Genomic DNA, 15,338 nt, shown 5'->3' with positions numbered 1-15,338 from the left:
CTAGGAAGCACGGGTTGGGGACGCGGCCCGGGGCGCCCGACAGTGGGCCCATCCACCGATCATCGGATGTCTCCGGACACGGAACCACCGATTTTACCCGGACCGCGCCACTGCCCCGTCTCCGGCGGCCGGGGTGATCCGTGCCCGCAGGGGTCACCGGCGGGCACGGTAACGTGCCCGGATATGAGCACCGATCTGTTGGGCAAGAGCGCGCTGGTCTCCGGAGCCAGCCGCGGTATCGGCTACGCGGTGGCCGCCGAGCTGCTGAGCCGGGGCGCGAATGTGCTGATCACCGCACGCAAGGCCGAACCACTGGAGAAGGCGGCCGCCGAACTACGGGCACTGGGACACCAGGGCGAGGTCGCCGCCCTGGCCGGTAACTCCGGCGACGACGAGGCACGGGCCACCGCGGTGCAGCGCGCGGTCGCGGAGTTCGGTTCGCTGGACATCCTGATCAACAACACCGGGATCAACCCGGTGTACGGCGCGCTGATGGAAGCCGATCTGGACGCGGTGCGCAAGATCTTCGATGTGAACGTAGTGGCCGCGCTCGGCTACATCCAGCAGGCGTACAAGGCGTGGATGGGCGAGCACGGCGGCGCCGTGGTGAATGTGGCCAGCGTGGCCGGTATCCGTTCCACCGGTGTCATCGCAGCCTACGGCGCCTCCAAGGCCGCGTTGATCCGGCTCACCGACGAACTGGCCTGGCAGCTCGGCCCGAAGATCCGGGTCAACGCAGTGGCGCCCGGCGTGGTGAAGACCAGTTTCGCCGACGCACTGTACTCGGCGGACGAGGAAGCCTCCGCGCAGGTGTACCCGATGAAGCGGCTCGGTTCGCCGGAGGACGTGGCGCGGCTGATCGCGTTCCTGGCTTCCGATCAGGCGGCGTGGATCACCGGCGAGACGGTGCGGGTCGACGGCGGGCTGCTGTCGACCGGCGGTATCTGAATTGATCGACGAGGGCCGGGGCAGTGCGAGTACCGCCCCGGCCCTCGGAGTTCCGCCGGGTCTTCGGCAGGCCGACGCTCAGGAGCGATGGGGCAGATTCTGCAATCGGACCTGACCGCGCGCGACCGGCCGCCCGTCCGCGTCGGTGACCACCACCTGCCACAGCTGCTGCAGGCCGCCGCGGTGCAGCGGGGTGGCCTCGGCGGTCAGTTTCCCATCGCGCACGGCACGCAAAAAATCGGTGTTGTTGTTGACCCCGACCACTACGCCGCGCTCCCCGTACCAGACGGCGCCGCCGGTGCTGGCCAAGGTCTCCACCACGGTGCACAGGACCCCGCCGTTCTGGATACCGGCCGGCTGGTGCAACTGGGGCGTGACGGTCCATTCACCACGAACACGATCGGGCCCCAACTCGGTGACGTGCAGGCCTATCAGATCCGCGAAAGTCCCCTTGCTGACCTCATTGAGTTGTTCGGCACTGAGATCGGCCATCGACATCAGGGTGCGGGTCTGTTGTTCGGTCATGGCTCCACGATCGCATGCTGGTCCGCGGCGGGGAGCTCGGGCCGGTGGTCGGCGACGGAAAAGAGAGCGGCGGACCCCACCTCGGAGGTGGAATCCGCCGCAGGCATTGGATCGGGGGTCACCGCAGCCCTCGGGACGCTCGCGCGATCCGTACGCCGCCTACAACTATAGGACAGGCTTGCCTAACTAAGCAATACGTTGGGCGCGCCGGATCGCCATACCGCGCTCCTCCAGCGCCATCAGCAGACCCTGCCCCCGGCGCGCACCCGCCACCGGGTCGGTGCGGGCCAGGTCCGGAACGTAGGTGGTGGCCCCGGAAACGGATTCGGCCACCAGAGCCCAGAACCGGCGGGGACTCAGCCCCGCACACCGCGCCAGCGCCCCCTGGATCAGCAGCAGCGAAGGTTCGCAGCGGTAGGCGAGCCACACCCACATCGCCCGCTCGCACGGCAGGGAGACCACACCGGGCGAGCCATCCAATGGGTCGCCGGCCACCACCCGGATGGTGATGTCGGTCAGGCCCGCCCAGTCGATACCGCCGTCGTTGTCGGTGTGGATCCACACATTCTCCAGCCCGGGGTCCCAAGCCCGGCCATCGGCGACCCATAACGCGGCGACCCGGCCGAGCACGGCATGGATGAGCGCGGTCGCCACCACCTCCGAGGCGGCGGTAGCACTGATCATCTCCGCGGCGTGCCGCCGGTACATCAGGTCGATCCGACCCTCGCGCAGACCCGTGGACAGCGCCCACCAGCGCCGTTTTCCCTGTTCGGCCATGGCCGCAGCGGCATAGACGCGGGGATGCTCCGGTTGCAGGGACCGCAACCGGGAACATGCCGACCCGAATGCCGCCTCGTACGGACGGGGGATGCGCACTGTGGCGAGTTCGGACATTCGAACCTCCTCGAGATCGGCGTCGCGGTTACGACCTGATCGAAAGATAGGTTAGCCTTACCAGACCTAGCAAGTACTGCCTCCGGGAGTGACGTAACGGATCCGCGACACCCCGGCCCGCCCGGCGTGCGCCGCAGCCGCCGGGGCGCACCCTTCCCGGCCCACCGCAAGACCGGCATTTCCGGTGTTCGACGGCCTATGACAATTCCCACGCGGTTACGACACCCTGTAGTACGGCACAGCGTCGTTGGCGTCGTAAAATCAAGAGATGGCTGGACTTGGTGAACTCGAGAAAGCGGTTATGGACCAACTGTGGTCGGCCGATGAACCACAAACGGTCCGGCAGGTGCACGAGGCCCTGTCGGCGCGCCGCGAACTCGCGTACACCACGGTGATGACCGTGCTGCAGCGTCTCGCGAAGAAGAATCTGGTGGTACAGCGGCGCGACGACCGCGCCCACCGGTACGCTCCGGTACACACCCGCGACGAGCTGGTGGCCGGTCTCATGATGGATGCACTGCAGCAGGCCGACGAGGCCGGCAGCCGGGCCGCGGCCCTGGTGCACTTCGTGGAGCAGGTCGGCAAGGACGAGGCCGCGGCCCTCCGGGACGCACTCGCTAAGCTCGAAGCAACCGAGGACAGATAGCCGCGCCGCAGGCGACCTCGGACCCTGGCCCCACAACGCAGTGAGCAGAGTCGATGAACGCAGCAGCACCGGCCTTCGCCGTACTTGCCTTGCTTCTCGCCGGTCCCGTCCCCGAATCACTCAGCCGGGCGACCTGGACCTACCGCGTACCGCGCGCCGCCCTCGTGCTCTGGCAGGCGATCGCGCTGGCCGCTGTGCTCAGCGCGTTCAGTTCCGGGCTCGCCATCGCCGCGGAACTGCTGGTCCCGGGGCCGGACGGCCGCCCCACCACCAAACCCACCGATGAGATCGACGCGCTGGGCCTGCCCCTGTGGCTGGCCTATGTGTCGGTGTTCATGCTCACGCTGCTGATCGGCGCCCGCCTCGTCTACGCCTCGATCCGGGTAGGTGTGCATACCCGGCGCCGCCGCGCCCACCACCGCATGCTGGTCGATCTGCTCGACCAGAGCGGCCCGTTCCGGCGTGCCGCCGATATCCGGGTCCTGTCGTCCACCGAGCCGATCGCCTACTGCCTGCCGGGGCTGCGACGGCGGGTGGTGGTCAGCGCGGGCACGCTCGACACACTGGCCGAGCAGGAGCTCACCGCCATCCTCAGCCATGAGCGGTCGCATCTGCGGGCGCGCCACGACCTGGTGCTCGAGGCGTTCACCGCCGCGCACGAGGCCTTTCCGCGGTTCGTCCGCAGCAAATCCGCGCTGGATTCGGTGAAATTGCTCATCGAACTGCTCGCCGACGATTCCGCGGTCAAGGTCACCGGCCCGAAACCGCTGGCCCGGGCCCTCGTGGCCTGCTCGAAATCCACCGCGCCGCAGGGCGCGCTCGCAGTGGGCGGGCCGAGCACGCTGATCCGTATCCAGCGCCTGGCCGGTCCGCTGGGCGATTTCCGGCTCGCCGGCGCCGCCTATCTCGCCTCGATCGCCATCCTGGTGGTGCCGACCCTGGCCGTCGCGATTCCCTGGTTGGTCGAGCTGAGCCGGTTGTTCCGTGCCTGATCGCTTTTCGCCGGAGACCGGCAGCCCGGCCCATCCGCGCGCGGGCGCCGCCCGCACTCCCCCACCCTTCACCGAACTGGGCCTGCCCGTACTCACCGTGCAGGCATTGCGCCGGGAGGGTCTGACCGACCCCCTGCCCATCCAGGCGGCAGCCGTCCCCGACGCACTGGCCGGTCGAGACGTGCTCGGCCGGGCGCCGACCGGGTCCGGCAAAACGCTGGCCTTCGGGCTGCCCATGCTCGCCCGTCTCGCCGGGGCACCGGCCATCGCGCGGGCCCCGCGCGGACTGATCCTCGCCCCGACCCGGGAACTGGCCCTGCAGATCGAACAGGCACTGGAGCCGTTCGCACTGGGGCTGCGGCTCGGCACCGCGGTGGGCGGGATCCCCGTATCCCGGCAGGCCGCGAAGCTCCAGCGCGGAGTGGACCTGCTGATCGCCACCCCGGGCCGCCTGGCCGATCTGGTCGATCAAGGCGCGGCCGTACTCGACGCGGTCCGGGTCACCACGGTCGACGAAGCCGACCATATGGCCGATTTCGGGTTCCTGCCGCAGGTGCGGCGGCTGCTCGACCTGGTACCCGGCGACGGCCAGCGGCTGCTGTTCTCCGCGACCCTGGACGACGAATCCGTGCGGGACCTGGTCCGCAGGTATCTGCGCGATCCCGTCACCCACACCGTGGCCGCGGAGCCGGCAACCGCCCCCGCGACCCATCACATCCTCTACGTCGAGCCGGCGGACAAACCGGCGGTCCTCGCCGAGATCGCCGCCCGCGACGGCCGCACACTGCTGTTCGCCCGTACCCAGTACGGGGCCGAGAAGCTCACCCGCCGGTTGCGCGACCAGGGCATCCGCGTCGCGGCCCTGCACGGCGGCAAGGCCCAGAACCGGCGCATCCGGACGCTGGCAGCCTTCGCCGACGGCGGTATCTCCGCCCTGGTCGCCACCGATATCGCCGCGCGCGGGATCCATGTGGACGCAGTCTCACTGGTGGTCCACGCCGACCCGCCCGCCGATGCCAAGGACTACGTCCACCGGGCCGGCCGGACGGCCCGGGCCGGTGCGAGCGGCACGGTGATCACCGTGGTCACCCCGGACCAGCGGGCCGAGATGGCCGCGCTGACGCGGGCTGCGGAGGTCCCCGTGGTGGAACACACCGTGCGGCCGGGCGACCGGGAGGTCCGCCGGCTCACCGGCGCGCGCACCCCGCCGGGCCCCGAGGCGGCGAAGACTCCCGAGGTACCACCTGTGGCCGCGCGCGGCCACTTCCGTGGGCAGAGTGGCCGGGGCCGCGGCGGCGCCGCGAAACCGGCACCGAGCCGCCGGCCGCATCGTCCCCGCCGGGCCAAGTGAATTCGGCAGGTCCCCACGCCGGAGAGCCGTCCCGATTACCATGGGCGCAGTGCAGTTTCTCCCCGGACAACATCCGCCGTACGACCTGACCTACAACGACGTCTTCCTGGTTCCGAACCGCACCGATATCGCGTCCCGGTTCGACGTCGATCTCGCGACGGCCGACGGCTCGGGTACCACCATTCCGCTGGTCGTCGCCAATATGACCGCGGTCGCGGGCCGCCGCATGGCCGAGACCGTGGCCCGGCGCGGCGGCATCGTGGTGCTACCGCAGGATCTGCCCAACAGCGCCGTCGCCGAAACCATCGCCTTCGTCAAGAGCCGTTCGCTGATCGCCGATACCCCGGTCACCCTCACCTCCGACCACTCCGTCTCCGATGCACTGGCGCTGATCCACAAGCGCGCGCACGGCGCCGTCGTGGTTGTCGACAACGGCCGGCCGGTCGGGCTCGTCACCGAGGAAGCCTGCGCCGATGTCGATCGGTTCGCTCGGCTGCATGAGGTCGCCACCACCGATTTCGTCACCGTGCCGGCGACCGCCGAGGCCTCCTATATCTTCGACCGGCTCGAGGCCGCGCATTCCGGGCCCGCCGTACTCCTCGCCCCGGACGGTACGCTGGCCGGCGTACTCACCCGCACCGGCGCGGTCCGGCACGGCATCTACACCCCCGCCGTCGACGACGAGGGCCGATTGCGGATCGCGGCCGCCGTCGGGATCAACGGGGATGTGCCCGCCAAGGCCAAGGCGCTGGTCGACGCCGGCGCCGACATCCTGGTGGTGGACACCGCGCACGGACACCAGGTGAAGATGCTGGAAACCCTGAGCGCAATCCGCGACCTCGACCTCGGTGTGCCGCTGGTCGCCGGGAACACGGTGTCGGCCGAGGGCACCCGCGATCTCGTCGCCGCCGGTGCCGATATCGTCAAGGTCGGTGTCGGGCCCGGCGCCATGTGCACCACCCGGATGATGACCGGAGTCGGCCGGCCGCAGTTCTCCGCGGTCGCCGAATGCGCGGCGGCGGCCGCCGATCTGGGCGCCCACGTATGGGCCGACGGTGGAGTCCGCCATCCCCGCGATGTCGCCCTGGCCCTCGCGGCGGGTGCGTCGAACGTCATGATCGGCTCGTGGTTCGCCGGCACCTATGAATCGCCTGGTGACCTCCGGGTCGATCGAGACGGCAGGGCGTACAAGGAAAGCTTCGGTATGGCCTCCAAACGCGCGGTCGCCGCGCGGACCGTCGCCGATCGTGGCTACGACCGCGCCCGCAAGGCACTATTCGAGGAGGGCATCTCCAGTTCCCGGATGCTGCTCGATCCCGAACGTCCCGGCGTCGAGGACCTCATCGACCACATCTGCTCCGGAGTGCGCAGTGCCTGCACCTACGCCGGTGCCCGCGATCTCGCCGAATTCCGGGAGCGCGCGGTGGTCGGGGTGCAGTCGACCGCCGGGTTCGCCGAAGGCCGCCCGCTGCCCGGCGGGTGGTGACCCCGGCCACACCGGCGCGCGTCGCCGCCCCCGCGACCGTGCGCCCGCGCGCACGGTCGCGGTAGCATTACAACCGCCGGCGACCGTCGGCTGCGATCGTCAGGACGAAAGGATCCAGTTGTCACCCGCGTCCGAGGGCGCCACTCAGGAGGGCTCATCTATCGAGCCGGGTGACAGACCCGGCGTCCTCCGCTGCACGACCCTCCCCTCTCCGGCCCTTTCCCCATCGCTGATACCGATGTCCGCCGGGGGGTGGTGAGATGGCCGTCGCACTCACCGTCCTCAGCCTCATCGGGTTCGTGGCGCTCACCGCCGGCACGGCGTTGTTCGTGGCCGCCGAATTCTCGCTCACCGCGCTGGAACGCAGCACCGTCGAAGCGCACGCGCGCGACGGCGATGTGCGGGCGCGTGCGGTCCGGCAGGCGCACCGCACGCTCTCCTTCCAGCTGTCCGGCGCCCAGCTCGGTATCACTATCACCACACTGATCACCGGTTACATCGCCGAACCCGTGCTGGCGCGGTTACTCGAACCGCTGTTCGGCGTGCTCGGAGTCCCGGATTCCGCTGCTACGGGTATCGCCCTGGCCCTGGCGCTGATCCTGGCGACCTCGCTGTCGATGATTTACGGCGAGCTGGTCCCCAAGAACATCGCCATCGCCGCGCCCATGGCCACCGCGCGGGCGACCGCCGGGCCGATGGTGGCGTTCTCGGCGGTGTTCAAGCCGATGATCCAGTTTCTCAACGGCACCGCCAACTGGGCGGTCCGCCGGTTCGGGGTGGAACCGGCGGAGGAACTACGCTCGGCACGGTCGCCCCAGGAACTCGGTTCGCTGGTGCGCACCTCGGCCCAGCACGGCGCGCTCGATCAGCGCACCGCGCAACTGCTGGACCGCTCCCTGCAGTTCGGCGAGCGCAGCGCCGAGGAGCTGATGACCCCGCGGGTGAAGATCGAAGCCCTGGACCGCACCGACACCATCGGCGACCTGCTCGCCGCGGCCGCCCGCACCGGCTACTCGCGGTTCCCGGTGATCGACGGCGACCTGGACAACACCCTGGGTGTCGTACACGTCAAACAGGCGTTCACCCATCCCGCGCGCACGCGCGCCGGGGTCGGTCTCGCGCAGATCGCGCAGCCGGTGCAGGTGTTACCAGCCAGCCTCGACGGTGACGAGGTCCTCGAACGGGTCCGCGCCGACGGTATGCAGGTCGCGCTGGTCGTCGACGAATACGGTGGCACCGCGGGCCTGGTCACCATGGAGGACATCATCGAGGAGATCCTCGGCGATGTCCGCGACGAGCACGACGAAGAGGAACGCGACGTGCGCCGGGTCTCCGACGGCTGGGACTGTTCGGGCCTGCTGCGTATCGACGAGGTGACCCGGGCGACCGGATACGTCGCTCCCGACGGCGAATACGAAACCCTCGGTGGCCTGGTGCTCACCCGGCTCGGCCGGATCCCGGTGGCCGGCGATACCGTGGTGCTGCCGGAGCGCGGCCACGAACGCCGCCACGGTGACGGGCAGGGCGGCTGGCTGGCCCGGGTGGAGCGGATGGACGAACGCCGCATCGACCGGATCCGCCTGGTCCCGGCCGATGCCGAGGCGATCAACCTGCGCGAACAACAGCCCACCGGCCGGGAGGTCCGCCATGGGTGACCTTTTCGGAGTGGCCCTGACCGTGCTCCTGCTGGCGGGTAACGCCTTCTTCGTGGGCGCCGAGTTCGCGCTCATCTCCGCCCGCCGCGACCGGCTCGAGGCGCTGGCCGCGCAGGGTAAACGTAATGCCGACACCGTGATCCGGGCCGGACAGAACCTGTCGATGATGCTGGCCGCCGCGCAGCTGGGCATTACGATCTGCTCGATCCTGCTGGGCCGGGTCGGCGAGCCGGCGGTGGCCCATCTGCTGGAGCGTCCGTTCGAGCTGGCCGGGCTGCCGGAAGCACTGCTGCATCCGGTGTCGTTCGTGCTCGCGCTGGCCATCGTGGTGATCCTGCACATTCTGCTGGGCGAGATGATCCCGAAGAACATCGCGCTCGCCGGCCCCGAACGCAGTGCGCTGCTGCTGGTGCCGCTACATCTGGCGTGGCTGCGGATCGCCCGGCCACTCATCGCGGTCTACAACTTCGCGGCCAACCTGTCGTTGCGGATGCTGCGCATCGAACCCAAGGACGAACTCGAGGCCGCGGTCTCGAGCGACGAACTGGCCGAGATGATCGGTGAATCCCGGTCCGAGGGCCTGCTGGACGAGGAGGAGCACCGCCGTCTCACCCAGGCGCTGGGCACCGGGGAGCGATTCGTCGCCGAGGTCATGGTGCCGCTGACGCAGGCGCGCACTATTCCGCTGCGTGCCCGCGGCACCACCCTGGGCGATATCGAGAGCGCGGTCGCCGAAACCGGTTTCTCCCGGTACCCGGTCCGCGCCTCCGATGGTTCCCTGGTCGGATACCTGCACGTCAAAGATGTGCTGGACAAGGTCTCCGACGAAACCGCGGGCCCCGGCACCGAGATCCCGCGCACCGATATCCGGCCACTGCCGACCGTGCTGATGGGCACCACCCTCTACGAGGCGCTGGCCCGGCTGCGCCGCACCAGCAGCCATCTGGGCCGGGTGGTGGACGCACGGGGCAATACGGTGGGCATCGTGGCGCTCGAAGATCTCGTCGAGGAGTTCGTCGGTACCGTCCGCGACACCACGCACCGGGTCGCCGAATGACGGCCGCGGCCGTCGGATCGGTGCTCGGCGCGACGGAGTGGCGGGCGCGCGCCGGGGCGCACCGGGACCGCCTCGACGCCCTGGCCGGCCCGTACCTGCGGGCGCGGGCCGCCGGGGCGAAGCACCCGGTGCTCGATTTCCTGTTCACCTACTACGGCCACAAACCGGCGCAGTTGCGGCGCTGGCATCCCGGTTTCGGGGTGGCGCTGGCCGGTGCCGCCGAGTACACCGGCCTGCGCGGCTATCGGCGGATCGACGAGCCCGGCACGGACACCGGTCCGGTGGTCACCGTCGATCCGGAGTTCCTGCGGTCGCGCGCCGGCACCCTCACATATATCGCGGATCTGCTGCGCGCGACGGCGTCCCGGCCCCCGCAACTGTCCTGTTTCGGCCTGCACGAATGGGCAATGGTGTACAGCACCGGGGAGGTCCGCCACGATTCGGTACCGCTGCGGCTCGGCGCGGCCGGTACCGACGCGGTGGTCGAATCGATGCCGGTGCGCTGTACCCATTTCGACGCGTTCCGGTTCTTCACCCCGGCCGCGGCGCCCCGCAACAACCGGCAGCTGAACCGCGAGGACCAGATCCACGCCGAGCAGCCGGGTTGCCTGCACGCCAATATGGACCTGTACAAGTGGGGCTTCAAAGCGACTCCGCTCCTCGCCTCGGACCTTCTCCTCGATTGTTTCGCGCTGGCGCTGGACGCCCGGACCCTCGATATGCGAGCGAGCCCATACGACCTTCGCGAACACGGGTACGAGCCGGTGCGGATCGAGACCCCGGCCGGGCGGGCCGAATATGTGCGCCGCCAGGCCGAGATCGCGAACCGGGCCGGACTACTGCGGAAGCGGCTGCTCACGAGCCTGGATTCCCTGCTGGAACAAGTTTCCGAATAGAAGACCTGTCCGAACCGATATCACCGGCGTCGGCGGATGTGGACCGGTTCGGTCGACAGGAGTCCGACCCACGTGCGGCCGGATGCTGCGCGCGCGGATCCGCATCCGCATCCCGTTCTTCGGGCGGACCCACCCCGCGCAGGGTTTCACGTCGAAAGCCGACCGGATCGCTGACGTGATCAGCCGGCCTGTGCCGGTTTCCGGGCCAGCACCCGGAACACCACCCCGCCGCGACCGGTGCGGGCGAAATGTTCGAGGGTGAACCCTGCGTCGGTGAGGTAGCCGACCGGCTCCCGGGTGAGGTGGTCCGCCGCGAGCCGTACCGCCAGCGGTTCGGCCAGGCGCATCAGCGCCGCCACCGGTCGCGCGCGGGCCGGACCGTGCTCGACCGCGACGAACGCACCGCCCGGCCGCAGCACCCGCCACGCGGCCGCCGCGGCCGCACCCGGATCGGGAATCGTGCAGAAGGCGTAGGTGGAGACCACCGTATCCACCGATGCGGCAGGCAGATCCAGTTGCTGGGCGTCCCCGTGCCGCAATTCCACCGGCACCGGCGCCGACCGGGCCCGCGCGAGGTCGAGCATTCGCTCGGACAGGTCCACCCCGATCAGCCGCTCCACCCCGGGGCCGTACAGCGGCAGATTCAACCCGCTGCCCACGCCGATCTCCACCACCGTCCCGCGGGCCTGTTCGGTCGCCCATCGGCGCGCATCGCCGAGCAGTACTCGTTCGGACCATCCGATCTGGCGGTCGTATCCGTCGGCGATGCGGTCGAAGTTCTGTTCCACGCGGTCCAGTTCACCGCGGGCTGTGTTGCCGGCCATACATTCAGAAAACCAGCCCGGCCCGTGCCGGCACATCAGGGAAACCCCCGAATCGCCGCCCGCGCCGCGCGTCGAGAGGACCGCGGTGGCGCCCGGCCGGTTCTCTCATCGTGCCGCGGTGCGGGACACCGGCCCCGCGGGGACCGAGCAGGGGCTCGGTAACCGGCCGCTCTCCGGCGGGTTCTCCTACTAGAATCGCCTGTGCGGGCTTCCAGGAGGGACTGTTGTGCGACGTCTCTCACCGCCGGAATCGATTCCAACAGGCTCGCCGTCGCGTTGATGGGAGTTGTGGCGATCCTGTTCGCGGCGGTCCCGATCGGTTACAACGCAGTGTTCCTGGCGAACTCACAGGTCGTGACGGGCACCGCGGTGGAATTCGGTAGGGAACTCACCGACAACACCAAGGGCAACCGACCGGCCGGCACCTCCACCGTCATCGAGTTCACCACCACGGCCGGCGAAACGGTCCGGGCAGACGGCGGCTCGGCGGCCTCCTCGCGCTATACCGATCTCGGTGACCGTGTTCCGGTCCGCTACGACCCCGGCGACCCCGGCCACGCAAAGGTCGACGAAACCTTCCTCTTCCTCCATCTCACCTACCTGCCACTGATCTTCGCCGCCCTCGGCGCTGCCGCGCTCGTGGCGGTCGCGGGGGTCGCGGGGGTCGCGGGGGTCGCGGCGGCATCAAGGATCAGGAAGTCGACCGTCGGATGAACCCGATCCCGAGAGGGATTCATCCTCCGATCGCCGGACCGGGCCACCGCATCCGCCGCTGCCGTGCCGCGGTATTACCGGCTGCCGCCACCGCGATCGCCGGGGGTGGGCACGGCTCCGGTGTCGAAGGGCACCGGGCAGCCCGGCGGTTCGCTGCATACGAGCAGGTCGGCGCATCCTTCGGCCAGCGCGGCCCGTAGTGTGTCGCGCACCGCGGACAGCTCGGCGAGTTTCGCCTCGACCTCCGCCAGTTTCGCCGCGGTCCGCGCCCGCAATCCGGTATCGCGCCGGTGCCGGGCGGACCGGGTGGTGGCCAGCAGGCCGGCGACCTCGTCGAGAGTGAATCCCAGCCGCTGGGCAGCCTTGATCACCCGCAGCACCGTCACCGCCTGTTCCGCATACAACCGGTGCCCACCCGGGCGCCGGTCCGGCCGGGTCAACAGCCGGCGGCGCTCGTAGTAGCGCAGCGTCTGCGGGTTCACCCCGGCCGCCGCCGCGAGCTCGCTCGTGCGCGATCCGGTCATCGGCGGCCGTCGAGCGCGACGTCCACCCGAAGGGCGAATGCGTCGAGCACATCGATATACCCGCCCGGCACCTGGACTCCCATCAGTACACCGGTGCCACGGGCGAAGTCGAAACGGAAGAACGAACAGCAGCCCGACTCGCGCCCTGCCAGATCTCGCGCCACCGGCTCCGCGGCCGGATCGATCACCAGTTCCAGCCGTGCCGGGTCCGGCCGGCGGACGCCGCGCACGGACTCGCCGAAGAACCGGTCGAACTCCGCGACCCGGACCGGGCGCTCCACTGTGGGCAGGGTGCACGCCGATCACCCGCGTTCGGGCGATACCGCCGACACCGAGGCGACGACCGTTACTGTCGGCGCGGTCGATCGGAGCGTGAATGTTGCTTCGGTTGTGCATGATTCGCGACGGACAGCTACGTTCTTCAACGACGAGTTGCTGTGGGTGTGAGTGTGTAGGGGTGAGTGTGGCCAGGATCAGAGTGCGTGACCGGGTGCGATTCTGGTTCGACCGGACGATGGATCGTGGGACTCCGGCATTGATCGGCTGGCTCGGTCTGGCGTCGGCGGTACTGATCGCGGTGACCACGGCGCTGGCCGCCCTGCTGGCACCGGACGATGTCGCGGGAGTCAAGGGCGGCTGGATCGGTGTGGCGTGGATGAGTTTGCTGCGCACGCTCGATCCCGGGACCATGGGCAGCGACGACGCGACCGTGTTCAGCGTGCCGTTTCTGGTGTTGATGCTGGTGGTGACGCTCGGCGGGATCTTCATTGTCAGTTCGTTGATCGGTGTGCTCGTGACCGGGATGGAATATCGGATCGCGGAACTGCGCAAGGGCCGGGCCCCGCTGATCGAGTCCGGGCACACGGTCGTATTGGGCTGGTCGGAGCAGGTTTTCACTGTGGTATCCGAGCTGGCCGCCGCGAACCAGCGCACTCGGCGCTCGAGCGTGGTGGTCCTGGCCGATCGGGACAAGGTCGATATGGAGGACCAGATCCGGGCCCGGGTCGGCAACACCGGGCGGACACGGGTGACCTGCCGCTCCGGCAGCCCCCTCAAACGCAGCGATCTGGAACTGGTCAGCCTGGATACCGCCAAGTCCATCATCGTGCTGCCGCGACCGGGTGACGATGCCGATATCGATGTGATCAAAGCCCTACTGCTGCTGAACAACCGATCGTGGCCGGCCCGGCGGCCGCATATCGTCACCGCGGTGCGCCAGTCGGAGGATGTGGCCGCGGCCCGGTTGGCCACCGACCCGGACACTCTGGTCATCGATGCCGAGGACATCACGGTGCGGATCGTGGTTCAGTCGCACCGCCAGTCGGGCCTCTCCACGGTGTGCACGGACCTGCTGGACTTCGCCGGCAACGGGCTCTACCTGCGGGCGGAGCCCACCCTGGCCGGCCGGACCTATGGTGAGGCGCTGAGTGCCTACAACACCAGCTGCCCGGTGGGACTGCGCCGGGGCGACGGGACGGTGGCGGTGAATCCGCCCATGGACACCGTCATCGCCCAGGACGACCAGATCATCGTGATCGCCGAGGACGATCTTCTCGTGGAATTGGCGACCGAGGCGGTGCCGGTGGTTACCGAGGCCCTGGTGAAGGTCCCGGAGGACGCCGCCGACCCCGCCCCCGACCGGACCCTGCTGGTCGGGTGGAACTCGCGCGGCCCCCGCATTCTCGGCCTGCTCGACGAGTACGTCGCCCCCGGGTCGGTGCTCGACATCGCCGCCCCACATCCCCCGTCCGGGGATATCACCGGCAGTCCGCGGACCAACCTGACCGTCGGCTACCGGCCCTGCGAACCGACCAGCCGGCGCTCGCTGGAGGCGCTGAATCCGGGCAGCTACCAACACGTCATCGTGCTCACCGACGATATGCTCGACGAGGATCCCGCCGACGACCGCACCCTGGTGACCCTGTTGCACCTGCGTGACATCGAAGTCCGGCTCGGCGACCCGTACTCGATCGTCACCGAGATGAACGACGATGCCAACCGGGAGATCGCGCAGGTCACCAGAGCCGACGACTTCATCGTCAGCAGTAAGCTGATCAGTCTGCTGCTGACCCAGCTCGCCGAGAACCGACACCTGCACGCGGTATTCACCGACCTGTTCGATCCCAGCGGATCCGAGATCTACCTCAAACCCGCCCCGGACTACGTGAGCACCGATATGGAGATCAACTTCGCCACCATCATCCATGCGGCGCGGTCGCGCGGCGAGGCGGCAATCGGTTACCGGCTCCACCGGCACGGCGGCCGGCCACCGGCCTACGGTGTCACCCTCAACCCACCCAAGGACGCCCCGATCATTCTGTCGCCGCTGGACAGCGTGATCGTGGTCGCCGAGGACTGATCCCGCCCGTCATCGACATCACCGCACCCGGCGGCCGCGCCCGTGGCCGCCGGTCCGGTCGACGACGAAACAGCCCGGGCGGCCACCGAGCGGCCATCGGTCAACCACGCGGCCGGGGCGCAGTGGTCGTCACCCGGTCGGTGCCGCGCCGCTGCACCGGGGACCAGCAGCTGTGGCAGGTGATCATCGCCGACAGCGGCAAGAAACCGGCCCGGTGTCGGCCGGCTCCAGAACACCCCGCTACCGGCCCGAGCCCGGCGGACCGCTCCGGCGACCCTCCGACAGACCCGTCGAACGCAGCGGAGCCCGGACGCACACTGCGTCCGGGCTCCGTATCGGCAATCGTTACCGGGTCACAGCGGCGGAAAACCCGCCGAGCCGGTGGACGCCCAGTTCCAGAAATCCCCGATTCGCGTGATGATCAACGCGAAGATATCGAGCACGGTACTACCCATTCGAACAATCCT

At 69.5% G+C, this 15,338-nt stretch carries 15 protein-coding genes; 10 read left to right on the top strand and 5 right to left on the bottom strand.

Going from position 1 to position 15,338, the window contains the following annotated elements; genetic code table 11:
- Positions 1-183: 183 nt before the first annotated feature.
- A complete protein-coding gene (locus ACQPYS_RS13590; protein WP_063034325.1) occupies positions 184-948 on the top strand; it encodes an SDR family oxidoreductase in 765 nt (254 codons plus the stop codon).
- A gap of 78 nt (positions 949-1,026) precedes the next feature.
- On the opposite strand, the gene ACQPYS_RS13585 is transcribed toward ACQPYS_RS13590, so the two are convergent.
- Entirely contained in the window at positions 1,027-1,440 is a 414-nt protein-coding gene (locus tag ACQPYS_RS13585) for a PaaI family thioesterase (protein WP_063034488.1), read from the bottom strand.
- Between the two features lie 219 nt (positions 1,441-1,659).
- On the bottom strand, positions 1,660-2,367 hold the full coding sequence (locus ACQPYS_RS13580; RefSeq protein WP_063034324.1) for a hypothetical protein: 708 nt from the start codon (positions 2,365-2,367) through the stop codon (positions 1,660-1,662).
- Between the two features lie 268 nt (positions 2,368-2,635).
- Here ACQPYS_RS13580 and ACQPYS_RS13575 point away from each other — a divergent pair, with 268 nt between their 5' ends.
- The 7 genes from ACQPYS_RS13575 (at position 2,636) to ACQPYS_RS13545 (ending at position 10,450) form a co-directional block, all read left to right on the top strand.
- A complete protein-coding gene (locus ACQPYS_RS13575) occupies positions 2,636-3,013 on the top strand; it encodes a BlaI/MecI/CopY family transcriptional regulator (RefSeq protein WP_030520519.1) in 378 nt (125 codons plus the stop codon).
- Positions 3,014-3,066: 53 nt separating this feature from the next.
- The gene (locus ACQPYS_RS13570) at positions 3,067-4,005 is read left to right on the top strand and encodes a M56 family metallopeptidase (RefSeq protein ID WP_063034323.1); all 939 of its coding nucleotides are present in this window, start codon (positions 3,067-3,069) and stop codon (positions 4,003-4,005) included.
- Complete coding sequence (locus ACQPYS_RS13565; RefSeq protein ID WP_433492808.1) at positions 3,998-5,356, top strand: DEAD/DEAH box helicase; 1,359 nt, start codon at positions 3,998-4,000, stop codon at positions 5,354-5,356. The genes ACQPYS_RS13570 and ACQPYS_RS13565 overlap by 8 nt, the downstream gene beginning before the upstream one ends.
- A gap of 49 nt (positions 5,357-5,405) precedes the next feature.
- Entirely contained in the window at positions 5,406-6,842 is a 1,437-nt protein-coding gene (locus tag ACQPYS_RS13560) for a GuaB1 family IMP dehydrogenase-related protein (protein ID WP_063034486.1), read from the top strand.
- Between the two features lie 260 nt (positions 6,843-7,102).
- Entirely contained in the window at positions 7,103-8,497 is a 1,395-nt protein-coding gene (locus ACQPYS_RS13555) for a hemolysin family protein (protein WP_433492807.1), read from the top strand.
- Positions 8,490-9,554: a hemolysin family protein gene (locus ACQPYS_RS13550; protein ID WP_063034321.1), complete on the top strand. Its 1,065-nt coding sequence runs from the start codon at positions 8,490-8,492 to the stop codon at positions 9,552-9,554. The genes ACQPYS_RS13555 and ACQPYS_RS13550 overlap by 8 nt, the downstream gene beginning before the upstream one ends.
- Entirely contained in the window at positions 9,551-10,450 is a 900-nt protein-coding gene (locus tag ACQPYS_RS13545; RefSeq protein ID WP_433492806.1) for a 3-methyladenine DNA glycosylase, read from the top strand. The genes ACQPYS_RS13550 and ACQPYS_RS13545 overlap by 4 nt, the downstream gene beginning before the upstream one ends.
- Positions 10,451-10,629: 179 nt before the next feature.
- Here the strand turns inward: ACQPYS_RS13545 and ACQPYS_RS13540 are convergent, their stop codons facing one another.
- Complete coding sequence (locus ACQPYS_RS13540; protein WP_433492805.1) at positions 10,630-11,274, bottom strand: class I SAM-dependent methyltransferase; 645 nt, start codon at positions 11,272-11,274, stop codon at positions 10,630-10,632.
- A gap of 279 nt (positions 11,275-11,553) precedes the next feature.
- Between ACQPYS_RS13540 and ACQPYS_RS13535 the strand changes: the two genes are divergently transcribed.
- Positions 11,554-11,988 (top strand): DUF3592 domain-containing protein, encoded by a 435-nt coding sequence (locus tag ACQPYS_RS13535; RefSeq protein ID WP_433492804.1) that lies wholly within the window; start codon positions 11,554-11,556, stop codon positions 11,986-11,988.
- A 74-nt stretch (positions 11,989-12,062) separates the two neighbouring features.
- Here ACQPYS_RS13535 and ACQPYS_RS13530 read toward each other — a convergent pair whose 3' ends face one another.
- Both ACQPYS_RS13530 and ACQPYS_RS13525 read right to left on the bottom strand, forming a co-directional pair.
- Entirely contained in the window at positions 12,063-12,512 is a 450-nt protein-coding gene (locus ACQPYS_RS13530) for a MerR family transcriptional regulator (protein ID WP_433492803.1), read from the bottom strand.
- Positions 12,509-12,793 (bottom strand): hypothetical protein, encoded by a 285-nt coding sequence (locus ACQPYS_RS13525; RefSeq protein ID WP_433492802.1) that lies wholly within the window; start codon positions 12,791-12,793, stop codon positions 12,509-12,511. The genes ACQPYS_RS13530 and ACQPYS_RS13525 overlap by 4 nt, the downstream gene beginning before the upstream one ends.
- 182 nt (positions 12,794-12,975) lie before the next feature.
- Here ACQPYS_RS13525 and ACQPYS_RS13520 point away from each other — a divergent pair, with 182 nt between their 5' ends.
- Complete coding sequence (locus ACQPYS_RS13520) at positions 12,976-14,871, top strand: CASTOR/POLLUX-related putative ion channel (RefSeq protein ID WP_433492801.1); 1,896 nt, start codon at positions 12,976-12,978, stop codon at positions 14,869-14,871.
- The last annotated feature ends 467 nt before the right edge of the window (positions 14,872-15,338 follow it).

This window comes from Nocardia grenadensis, assembly GCF_050942415.1.
Lineage (GTDB): Bacteria > Actinomycetota > Actinomycetes > Mycobacteriales > Mycobacteriaceae > Nocardia > Nocardia grenadensis.
This window is presented reverse-complemented; position numbering and strand designations above follow the sequence as displayed.

Excerpts from the sequence above, each read along its gene's own strand:
- ACQPYS_RS13545 (WP_433492806.1), top strand. The coding sequence starts at position 9,551 with ATGACGGCCGCGGCCGTCGGATCGGTGCTCGGCGCGACGGAGTGGCGG.
- ACQPYS_RS13590 (WP_063034325.1), top strand. The coding sequence starts at position 184 with ATGAGCACCGATCTGTTGGGCAAGAGCGCGCTGGTCTCCGGAGCCAGC.
- ACQPYS_RS13555 (WP_433492807.1), top strand. The coding sequence starts at position 7,103 with ATGGCCGTCGCACTCACCGTCCTCAGCCTCATCGGGTTCGTGGCGCTC.
- ACQPYS_RS13530 (WP_433492803.1), bottom strand. The coding sequence starts at position 12,512 with ATGACCGGATCGCGCACGAGCGAGCTCGCGGCGGCGGCCGGGGTGAAC.
- ACQPYS_RS13575 (WP_030520519.1), top strand. The coding sequence starts at position 2,636 with ATGGCTGGACTTGGTGAACTCGAGAAAGCGGTTATGGACCAACTGTGG.
- ACQPYS_RS13550 (WP_063034321.1), top strand. The coding sequence starts at position 8,490 with ATGGGTGACCTTTTCGGAGTGGCCCTGACCGTGCTCCTGCTGGCGGGT.
- ACQPYS_RS13585 (WP_063034488.1), bottom strand. The coding sequence starts at position 1,440 with ATGGCCGATCTCAGTGCCGAACAACTCAATGAGGTCAGCAAGGGGACT.
- ACQPYS_RS13540 (WP_433492805.1), bottom strand. The coding sequence starts at position 11,274 with ATGGCCGGCAACACAGCCCGCGGTGAACTGGACCGCGTGGAACAGAAC.
- ACQPYS_RS13535 (WP_433492804.1), top strand. The coding sequence starts at position 11,554 with ATGGGAGTTGTGGCGATCCTGTTCGCGGCGGTCCCGATCGGTTACAAC.
- ACQPYS_RS13570 (WP_063034323.1), top strand. The coding sequence starts at position 3,067 with ATGAACGCAGCAGCACCGGCCTTCGCCGTACTTGCCTTGCTTCTCGCC.
- ACQPYS_RS13580 (WP_063034324.1), bottom strand. The coding sequence starts at position 2,367 with ATGTCCGAACTCGCCACAGTGCGCATCCCCCGTCCGTACGAGGCGGCA.